7 protein-coding genes are annotated in these 6,608 nt (G+C 69.2%); 1 reads left to right on the top strand and 6 read right to left on the bottom strand.

Annotated features, from left to right (window positions below; all coding sequences use genetic code 11):
• The 4 genes from Q0672_RS09265 to Q0672_RS09250 all read right to left on the bottom strand — a co-directional run.
• Positions 1 to 949: NAD-dependent epimerase/dehydratase family protein (locus Q0672_RS09265; protein ID WP_298621712.1), on the bottom strand; the 949-nt coding region annotated here is incomplete at its 3' end.
• Between the two features lie 5 nt (positions 950 to 954).
• Positions 955 to 1,842 carry a DNA ligase gene (locus tag Q0672_RS09260; RefSeq protein ID WP_298621711.1) on the bottom strand — a complete coding sequence of 296 codons (888 nt, stop codon included), beginning with the start codon at positions 1,840 to 1,842 and terminating at the stop codon, positions 955 to 957.
• Positions 1,833 to 2,621 carry a glycosyltransferase gene (locus tag Q0672_RS09255; protein ID WP_153163068.1) on the bottom strand — a complete coding sequence of 263 codons (789 nt, stop codon included), beginning with the start codon at positions 2,619 to 2,621 and terminating at the stop codon, positions 1,833 to 1,835. Before Q0672_RS09255 ends, Q0672_RS09260 begins: the two co-directional genes overlap by 10 nt.
• Positions 2,622 to 2,676: 55 nt before the next feature.
• Positions 2,677 to 3,684, bottom strand: coding sequence for an NAD-dependent epimerase (locus Q0672_RS09250; RefSeq protein WP_284189656.1), 1,008 nt, complete (start codon positions 3,682 to 3,684; stop codon positions 2,677 to 2,679).
• Between the two features lie 168 nt (positions 3,685 to 3,852).
• Here Q0672_RS09250 and waaA point away from each other — a divergent pair, with 168 nt between their 5' ends.
• Positions 3,853 to 5,139, top strand: coding sequence for a lipid IV(A) 3-deoxy-D-manno-octulosonic acid transferase (gene waaA / locus Q0672_RS09245; protein ID WP_298621710.1), 1,287 nt, complete (start codon positions 3,853 to 3,855; stop codon positions 5,137 to 5,139).
• On the opposite strand, the gene ubiA is transcribed toward waaA, so the two are convergent.
• Positions 5,140 to 6,027 carry a 4-hydroxybenzoate octaprenyltransferase gene (gene ubiA, locus Q0672_RS09240; protein WP_298621709.1) on the bottom strand — a complete coding sequence of 296 codons (888 nt, stop codon included), beginning with the start codon at positions 6,025 to 6,027 and terminating at the stop codon, positions 5,140 to 5,142.
• A complete protein-coding gene (locus tag Q0672_RS09235; RefSeq protein WP_298621708.1) occupies positions 6,024 to 6,578 on the bottom strand; it encodes a chorismate lyase in 555 nt (184 codons plus the stop codon). Before Q0672_RS09235 ends, ubiA begins: the two co-directional genes overlap by 4 nt.
• Positions 6,579 to 6,608: the final 30 nt, after the last annotated feature.

The following is a 6,608-nucleotide window of genomic DNA, read 5'->3' as shown; positions in this document are numbered from 1 at the left end:
CATCGAGCGTCTCCCGCAGGCCATCGGCCAGATCCACGCTGGCGCGCCAGCCCAGCTCCCGCTCGATGCGGGCCGGCGAATAACAGGCCGAGCCGAGCAGCCGATCCAGCGCCTCGCTATCGAGCGGCATGCGCCGCCCGAGGACGGCCGCGCCCAGATCGCCCAGCCGCGCCGCCGCGGCGAGCACGCCCCGGGGCACCGCCCAGCCAACCGGAGGCATGCCGCTGGCGGCCCGCAGCGCGTCGTAAAGCTGTCGCCCGGAATGAGTTTTGGGGTGGGCGACGATGTAGCTGCGCCCAGCTGCACGCGGGTCGCCCGCCACCCGTCGCATCGCCGCCACCACGTCGACCACATGGACCATCGAGCGGCGGTTACCGGTTTCGGGCAGCGGCGGAAACCACCCGCGCCGCACCAGCGCGGCCATCCGCTCCAGGTTACCCCGCCCGCCGGCGCCATAGACCATCGCGAGGCGCAGGCACACCACATGCATCCCGAAACGCTCGCCGGTGGCCAGCAGCACGGCCTCGGCCTCGCGCTTGGCGAGGCCGTAGGCCGACGCGGGCGGAACGGGCCAGGCTTCGTCGATGCAGTCGTCGCCAGGATCGCCCATCGCCTTGACGCTCGAGAGGAACACCAGCCGCCGCACGCCAGCCCGGCCGGCGGCTTCGGCCAGCACCCGGCTGCCTTCCAGATTGACGAGCCGGTGCCGCGCCGCGTCGGCCTCGCTGCGGGCACCAAAGGCGTGGGCGTGGCCGGCGCAGTGGAATACCGTGTCGATGCCGGCGCAGGCCGCGGCGAGGCTGGCCGGCTGGCACAGGTCACCGCGGATCTCGTCGGGGCCGGCCGGCTCGCGCCGGGTGAGCACCCGCACGCGCAGGCCGTCCGCCCGCAAGGCGGCCACGAGACGCCTGCCGATGAAGCCGTTTCCGCCGGTAACGAGGATGCCCATGGCGTTCAGAACACCTCGCGCCGCCGCAGGTAGCTGGCGAAGCGCGGCACGCCGTCCTGGGTCAGGTCGCGATAGACGAAGGTGACGAGACTGCCGACGGGCGGCGGATTGCGCCGCTCTGCGTCGGTAAAGCCGGTGCCGAGCTGGAAGCGCACGCCCTTGTCGGTTTCCACCAGCAGCGCGCCCATCAGGCCGTCGAGCCGCCCGCGGCCCGGCAGATGGGCGATCACCGTGGCTTCGGCGTCGAGGAGCGGCTTGAGCTTGAGGAGCACGTCGCTGCGGCCGGTAAGATAAGGCGCGTCGGCCAGGTGGAGCATCAGCCCTTCGCCGCCACCGGCGACGACTTCGTCGAGCTTTGCCTGGAGCGCCGGCCGATCGGCGACGCGGAACTGCTCGACCACCGCCAGCCACGGCACGCCGGCCCGGGCCACGATGGCCTGCAGACGGGCGATGCGTTCGGTGAAGGAACCCTCACCGCCGGGCTGCTCGAAGACCATGAATCGCACCGGGCGCCAGTCGTCGTCGCGGGGCTCGCGGCGGCGGACGATGCCGGACAGATCCTCGAAACGCCCGCGACCGAGCCACAGCTCACCGTCCAGCGGCTCCGGCGGCAGGCCGGCGACGAACCACGCCGGCGCATTCACCACGCGCCCGCTGCGGAACCGCAGGACGCGGCCATCCCAGACGGCGCGCACGCCATCGAGTTTTTCGCTGACCCAGTAGCGGGTGACATCCACATCGCCCCGCAGCACTTCGGCCAGGAGCAGCGGCGGCGCCGCGACACCGGCGACCGCCAGCACCCGGGCCGGGCCGCAGAACGCAGCCGCAAGGGCAGCGCAAACCCCGCCGCGCAGCCACGCGCGACGGGTTTCAAGGGGAGTCTTCAGAACCATTTCCAGCCGTGCAATCGGAAGAACAGCGCGGCACCGTGCATGAAGAGGCGGATGTGATGCAAGCCCTTCTTTGCCGCGTGGCCGCCATGATGCACGACTTTCACCGTCGGCACATATGCGATCCGCGTTTCACGGGCGGCGCGCAGGCTGAGGTCGTAGTCTTCGAAGTAAAGAAAGAAGCGCGAATCGAAACCGCCGAGCCGGCGCAGCACGTCGGTGCGGAAGCACATGAAGGCGCCGCTCACCAGCGGCGGATCCCACACCACGGCGTCACCGATCACGTCCTGCATCTCATAGCGGGCCATGCGCGCGGCAAAGCGGCGGCGCAGCCAGCCGGGCGCAAAGCCGCGCAGGAACAGGTCGAACACCGTCGGCACGCGCTTGCACAGGTATTGCACGCGGCCATCCTCCCAGCGCACCGCCGGGGCGATCAGGCCGCATTCGGGGTGTGCGCGGAAGAAGGCCCGGGCCTCGACGAGGGCGTCGGGGGCCAGTTCGAGATCGGGATTGAGAATCAGGTGGACGTCGCCGGCGCCATCGAGGCTGAGGTTGTGCCCGCAGCCGAAGCCCACGTTGCCGTGGCCGGAGAACACGTGAACCTGCCAGTCGTCGGGCAGTTGCAGGCCGGCGAGCACGGCGTCGCTGCCGCCGTTGTCGATGAGGAAGAGATCGGGGACGACATCGGCCGCCCGGCTCGCCGTGACCAGCGAATCCAGGGTTGCCTTGAGCTGCGCGGCGTCGGGCCGGTACAGCACGAGGCTGACGGTCAGGCGCTCCATCAGCGCCCGACTTCAGGATTGGCGGGCGGCAGGACGCCGCCCAGCGCGACAGACATCAAACCTTGTAGTAACTCCGGTACCACTCGACGAAGCGGCCGATGCCCACCGGCACCGGGGTGGCCGGCACGAAGCCCGTCCAGGCGTTGAGGGCGTCGGTGTTGGCGTAGGTGGCGGGCACGTCGCCATCCTGCAGCGGCATGAAGTTCTTCTCGGCCTTCTTGCCCACGGCGTTCTCGATGGCTTCGATGAAGCTCATCAGCTCGACCGGGTTGTTGTTGCCGATGTTGAACACGCGGAAGGGCGCGTTGCTGGTGCTGGGGTTCGGCGCGTCCGCGTTGTAGGTGGCGTCCGGCTCGGCGGTGTGGTCGAGGGTCTTGATGACGCCCTGGACGATGTCATCCACGTAGGTGAAGTCGCGCTTCATCTTGCCGTGGTTGAACACGTCGATGGGGCGGCCTTCGAGGATGGCCTTGGTGAAGAGGAACAGGGCCATGTCCGGACGACCCCACGGGCCATACACGGTGAAGAAGCGCAGGCCGGTGGTAGGCAGACCGAACAGGTGGCTGTAGGTGTGCGCCATCAGCTCGTTGGCCTTCTTGGTGGCGGCGTACATGCTCACCGGGTGGTCGACGCTGTCGCACTCGGCGAACGGCATCTTGGTGTTGCCGCCATACACGCTGGAGCTGGAGGCATAGACGAGATGCTGCACCTTGTTGTGGCGGCAGCCCTCGAGGATGTTCATGAAGCCCGAGATGTTGCTCTCGATGTAGGCGTGGGGATTGACCAGCGAGTAGCGCACGCCGGCCTGGGCGGCCAGGTGGATGACCTTGTCGAACTTCTCTTCGGCGAAGAGCTTTTCCATGCCTTCGCGGTCGGCCACGTCGAGCTTCACGAAACGGAAGTTTTCGTGGGGCGTGAGGCGGGCGAGGCGATCCAGCTTGAGCTGGACGTCGTAGTAATCGTTGAGGTTGTCGAGGCCGACGACGGTGTCGCCGCGCGCCAGCAGGAGCAGACTGGTATGCGAGCCGATAAAGCCGGCAGCGCCGGTAACGAGAATTTTCATGTTCGTGAGGGACGATGCAGGTTGTAGGGCGGGCGCGCCTTCCGGGCGAAACCGTCAGCCCGGCATTTTCGCACGGGCACATGACAGCGTAAATCCAAGACACAACTTGTGCCGTGGCATCTGCAACGCCCGGTATACTTTGAGGCCATCGCATCGACACTCATCCCCTTGATCCATCGCAGCCTTTACACCGCCGTCTGGTATGCCGCCGCGCCCTTCGTGGGCCTGCGGCTGCTGTGGCGCGCGCGCAAGCAGCCGGAATACCTGCAGCACGTGGGCGAACGCCTGGGCCGCTACACCGGCCTGCCGCCGGGCCCGGTGATCTGGCTGCACGCAGTATCGGTGGGCGAGACCCGGGCCTGCGCGCCGCTGCTGCATGCGCTGCTCGATGCGCACCCGGATCACTCGGTGCTGCTCACCCACATGACGCCCACCGGCCGGGCCACCGCCGCCGAGCTCTATGGCAGCCTCGCGCCGCGGGTGCAGAGCGTGTATCTGCCCTATGACTTCCCGTGGGCGGTGGCGGCCTTCCTGCGGCATTTCCATCCCCGCCTCGGCATCCTGATGGAAACCGAGCTGTGGCCCAACCTGGTGGAAGCCTGCCGCCAGACCGGCACCCCGCTGGCGATGGTCAACGCGCGGCTGTCGGCCCGTTCGGCCAAGGGCTACGCGCGGGCCGGGGCGCTGGCGCGCAAGGCATTCGCGCACCTGTCGGCCATCGGCGCCCAAACCGAAGCCGACGGCCAGCGCATGAGCAACCTGGGCGCCCGCTACGTGATGGTCACCGGCAACATCAAGTTCGATATCGCCCCGCCGGCGCCGATGCTGGCCCTGGGCGCGGTGTTCCGCAACCGCTTCGGGCCCCAGCGCCGGGTGCTGCTGGCCGCCAGCACCCGCGAGGGCGAGGAAGGCCCGCTGCTCGAAGCCTTCGCCCGGCTGTGCCCGCCCGAGGTGCTGCTGGTGCTGGTGCCGCGCCACCCACAGCGTTTCGACGAGGTCGCCAAGCTGGTCAAGCGCGCCGGCCTGCAGATGCAGAAACGCTCCAAGGATGTCCCGGTGATGGCCGACACCCGCGTGTGGCTGGGCGATTCGATGGGCGAGATGTACGCCTACTGCGCGGCAGCCGACGTGGCGATCATCGGCGGCTCGTGGGAGAAGCTCGGCGGGCAGAACCCCATCGAGGCGAGCACCGTGGGCTGCCCGGTGATCGTCGGGCCCCACACCTTCAACTTCAAGGTGGTGTGCGAGCAGGCCATCGAGGTGGGCGCCGCGGTGCGCGCCGACGACATCGAAGACGCCGTCGAGGAAGCCATCGAGATCCTCGCCAACCCGCCCCGCCGCGCCGCCATGGGCCAGGCCGGGCGCGACTTTGCCCAATCCCACCGGGGCGCCACCGAGCGCACCATGGACATGCTCACCCCGCTTCTGCGGGGCTCGCGCCCCCAGCGGCGCTGATCAGCCGCGCAGCAGGTAATCCACCGCCCAGCCGGCGAAGATCGCCGCGCCCACCCAGTTGTTGTGCAGAAAGGCCTTGAAGCACTTCGCCCGGTCGCGCTCGCGGATCAGGGTGTAGTGGTAGCCCATGATGCCCGCCGCCACCACCAGCCCGGCCACAAAGGCCAGCCCGGCACCGGTGACAAACCCGACCCAGCCGAGGATCGCCAGGGTGGCCACGTAGCACAGCATCACCGCCGCCACGTCGAAGCGGCCAAAGGTGATCGCCGAGGTCTTGATGCCGATCTTCAGGTCGTCCGGGCGATCCACCATCGCGTACTCGGTGTCGTAGCCCACCGCCCAGAACACGTTGGCCACCAGCATCGCCCACGCTACAGCCGGAATCTCGCCCTGCAGCGCGGCAAAGGCCATCGGAATGCCGAAACCGAAGGCGATGCCCAGGTAGGCCTGGGGAATCGCCAGGAAGCGCTTGGTGAAGGGGTAACTGCCCGCCAGGAACACCGCCGGCACGCTCATCAGGATGGTGAGCAGGTTGAGGGGCAGCACCAGCAGGAAGGACACCACCGCCAGCCCGGCCGCGAGCCACAGGGCCTCCTTCGGCGTCACGCGCTTGGCGGCCAGCGGGCGGTTGCGGGTGCGCTCCACGTGGCCGTCGAAATCCTTGTCGGCGTAGTCGTTGATCACGCAGCCGGCGGAGCGCATCAGCACCGTGCCCACCACGAAGATCGCCACCACCAGCAGCGCTGGCCTGCCCTCGCCGGCCACCCACAAGGCCCACAGGGTGGGCCACAGCAGCAGCAGGATGCCGATGGGCTTGTCGAGGCGCATCAGCTTTTCGTATTCGGCGAGGCGCTCGCGCAGGGTGAGGGTTGGCATGGTCGGGTTCATGGGGCCAGGCTCCGGATCGCGGGCAGGAAGATTTCGGTGATGAGCAGCGGCGCGCCGTTGCGCCGGAAAGCCGAGCGGCGCGCCCACAGGGCCGGCAGATCGGCGTTGCCGGTAGCACGGGCGGCGTGGTGCCAGCGGGAATCGCGGGTGTCGAGGCGGGCTGCCTCCAGCGGCGAGCGGGCCACCCGCGGGTCGTCGAACAGCACCGCCGCCAGCGGCCGCCCGCCCAGCCCGCGCAGCAGGTGCCAGTCGGCGGGAATGATCGTGTCGGCCACCAGCGAGCGGGCGAACACCACCGGCTCCCCGTCGGCGATCAGCAGCACCTCGCGCTGCCACAGGCTGGCATGGCGATGCAGGCCGAGGGCGGCGAGCTCGTCCGGCAGCACGCGGCCCTTGCCCTGGCTCACCACCTGCAGCGAAAAGCTGCCGCAGCGGGCGCGGATGCGGGCGGTGAGGGAACTGTCGTCGGTCAGCCAGCCGCGCATCTGCCGCGGCGCCTGCCAGGCAGCCATGCGGAAGGGATCGCGGCCCGGGAAATGGGCGAGGGTCATCGGTGTGCGGAAAAACGAAAAACGCCCGCC

This window comes from uncultured Zoogloea sp. (assembly GCF_937894855.1).
GTDB classification, from domain to species: domain Bacteria; phylum Pseudomonadota; class Gammaproteobacteria; order Burkholderiales; family Rhodocyclaceae; genus Zoogloea; species Zoogloea oryzae.
This window is presented reverse-complemented; position numbering and strand designations above follow the sequence as displayed.

Bases quoted from the DNA above. Each gene is read 5' to 3' on its own strand.
- Q0672_RS09260 (WP_298621711.1), bottom strand. From the start codon at position 1,842: ATGGTTCTGAAGACTCCCCTTGAAACCCGTCGCGCGTGGCTGCGCGGC.
- Q0672_RS09255 (WP_153163068.1), bottom strand. From the start codon at position 2,621: ATGGAGCGCCTGACCGTCAGCCTCGTGCTGTACCGGCCCGACGCCGCG.
- Q0672_RS09250 (WP_284189656.1), bottom strand. From the start codon at position 3,684: ATGAAAATTCTCGTTACCGGCGCTGCCGGCTTTATCGGCTCGCATACC.
- ubiA (WP_298621709.1), bottom strand. From the start codon at position 6,027: ATGAACCCGACCATGCCAACCCTCACCCTGCGCGAGCGCCTCGCCGAA.
- Q0672_RS09235 (WP_298621708.1), bottom strand. From the start codon at position 6,578: ATGACCCTCGCCCATTTCCCGGGCCGCGATCCCTTCCGCATGGCTGCC.